Source organism: Anaerolineales bacterium, assembly GCA_022866145.1.
GTDB lineage: Bacteria > Chloroflexota > Anaerolineae > Anaerolineales > E44-bin32 > PFL42.
Genome location: JALHUE010000107.1, coordinates 1 through 2,173, shown reverse-complemented (window position 1 = coordinate 2,173; position 2,173 = coordinate 1). Strand labels below are relative to the sequence as shown.

4 protein-coding genes are annotated in these 2,173 nt (G+C 64.8%); 2 read left to right on the top strand and 2 right to left on the bottom strand.

The annotated features are described in order from the left end of the window. Together MUO23_03435 and MUO23_03430 are read left to right on the top strand one after the other, a co-directional pair. A partial coding sequence (locus MUO23_03435) for a hypothetical protein (GenBank protein ID MCJ7512009.1) occupies positions 1-288 on the top strand: 288 nt, incomplete at its 5' end. An 80-nt stretch (positions 289-368) separates the two neighbouring features. Continuing rightward, positions 369-869 carry a ferritin gene (locus tag MUO23_03430; GenBank protein MCJ7512008.1) on the top strand — a complete coding sequence of 167 codons (501 nt, stop codon included), beginning with the start codon at positions 369-371 and terminating at the stop codon, positions 867-869. Positions 870-964: 95 nt separating this feature from the next. On the opposite strand, the gene MUO23_03425 is transcribed toward MUO23_03430, so the two are convergent. Both MUO23_03425 and MUO23_03420 read right to left on the bottom strand, forming a co-directional pair. Further along, on the bottom strand, positions 965-1,381 hold the full coding sequence (locus MUO23_03425; GenBank protein ID MCJ7512007.1) for a GNAT family N-acetyltransferase: 417 nt from the start codon (positions 1,379-1,381) through the stop codon (positions 965-967). A gap of 414 nt (positions 1,382-1,795) precedes the next feature. After that, positions 1,796-2,173, bottom strand: a 378-nt coding sequence (locus tag MUO23_03420) for a helix-hairpin-helix domain-containing protein (protein ID MCJ7512006.1), incomplete at its 5' end; no start/stop codon positions are given.

Here is a 2,173-nt window from a genome sequence, read left to right as displayed (position 1 = left end):
TTCGACACTGCCCTGCGGCTTGGGCTGCCCTGGCGCTTCACCCGCTACCAATTCGGGCCGTACATCGCCTACTTCCACCAGGGCCGGTTCGAGGATGTGGTGGAACTGGCGGATGCCACGCTCTTCCGCACCCAGAAGGCCGAGGAGTCGTTGCTGTGGCGGGGTTGGGCGCGCTATCGGCTGGGGTTGGCAGGGGAGGCCCTGCAGGATTTCCAGTCCGCTCTGGCCGTCAATCCCAACTACCTGGATGCACAGTACGCAATCGATTACGTCCTGAGCGGGGGATAAGAGAACCGCCGATCCGGCCCGATTCTGGGCAAGATCGCCCCACGACAACGCCATCCTGTATCTCATACAAGGGGTGAACCATGATGATCAGCGAGAAACTGTCGGCGGCGATGAGCGCCCAGGTTGGCCGGGAGTTCGCGGCCTCCAACCAGTACGTTGCCATCGCTACCTACTTTGAGCGCGAGTCGCTCGAGAAGCTGGCGGAGTTCTTCTACCGCCAGGCGGAAGAGGAGAACGAGCACGCCATGAAGTTCGTGCACTACGTGACCGAGGCCGGTGGGATGGCGATGATCCCGACGATCGAAGCCCCCCGTCACGATATCGGCTCGGCCGAGAACGCGGCCAAGCTGTCGCTCGACTGGGAGAATGAGGTCACACGGCAGATCACCGCCCTGATGGACCAGGCGGTCAAGGAGACCGACTACCTGGCGCAGGACTTTCTGCGCTGGTTCATCAACGAGCAGCTCGAGGAGGTCACCACGATGGAGACACTTCTCAAGGTGATTCAGCGCGCCGGCCCGAACGGGCTGCTGTTGGTCGAGTCCTACGTCGCCGGCCGAGGCGCAGCGCACGAGGAATGACCGGATCCAGCCAAGGCGTAGCGCGAACCGCCCGGCGACTGCCGGGCGGTTTCTTCTGCCGTCGATCGAGGTCCCACTCGAGAGGCTGCGCCGGGTCAGGAGGCTGGGGCCGGGCTGTCGTACAGGCGGCAGTCGGTGGTATGCACGAAGCCGACGGCTTGCAGCGCGGGCTGACTCATCGGGCTGGCCTCGGCCTCAAGCAAGCGAACCCCAGCCTGCTGCGCATCGCGCAGGCGCCGCATCAGCAGGCTCCGATACAGGCCGCGCCGCCGGTAGGCGGGCAGCGTGGCCGCCCCTCCCAGGCCAGCCCAGGTCGTAGGCGAATGAATGGTCAGGTGGGCGGTGGCCGCCGGCTGGCCGCCAACATACGCCAGATACACAAAGAAGGCGTCCCGGCTTTCGCCGATCCGCTTGGCCAGGCGCTGCATGTCATCCGGCGACAGCGGCTCTCCCCAGACCTGTTCCTGGATTGCCGCAACGGCCTGAAGCCCCTCGGGGTCGAGGAGGCGCACCAGTGCGCTATTGGTATCGCCAGGGAACGGAGGCAGGGGCAGAAGGCCAAAACAAGCACGCCTTGCGGCGCTTGCGGCGCGAAGCCACGGTCGGCCAGCAGGGTTCCCAGATCGGCTGGCGTGTCGTGACGATACACCATCCAGGCAAGCGAGCGTCCCTGCCGGCGGAAGAAGGCCAACTGTTCCTCGATCACCTCAACTGCATTGCCAGCATCGAGCTTGGAATAGACAATCAGGCCATCACCAGATGGGTAGTCATGGCGAATCAGATTCGCTTTTTCCGTGCGGCTGGCTCCCGGGAGGCGCACCTGTCTGCGCAGCAGGTCGTAGGCTTCGAGCAACTGGCTTGGATTCATCCGAGGCTACGCGGCCATCGTACCCGAGATCTGGGGGGACGGCGAGCGGCGATGGGGTTCAATCGCGGAAAAGCTGGAGCTGTCGGGAGGGGCGTCGGCCCATCAGCGTAATGTACGGAGCCGCCCGCTCGGCAAGGATCCCGAGCTTGCGCAGCTGCCCGAGGTCATGGATCTGGCGCTCCCGACGACTGGCTAGGATCACCTGTGCGCCATGCGGGCCCAGACCCGGCACCCGCAGCAGAAGCTCGCGGTCGGCGGTGTTGAGTTCAACGGGCTGTTGGGAGAGCGTACGCTCGGCATAGGCGGTCTTGGGATCGGTGTCGAGCGGGAGGTTGCCTTCGCCGGCAAAGGGGAGATCCTCCAGATCGAAGCCATAGTCGCGCAGCAGGTATGAAGCCTCGTACAGACGGTTCTGTCGCAGCGGGGATTCCGGCGG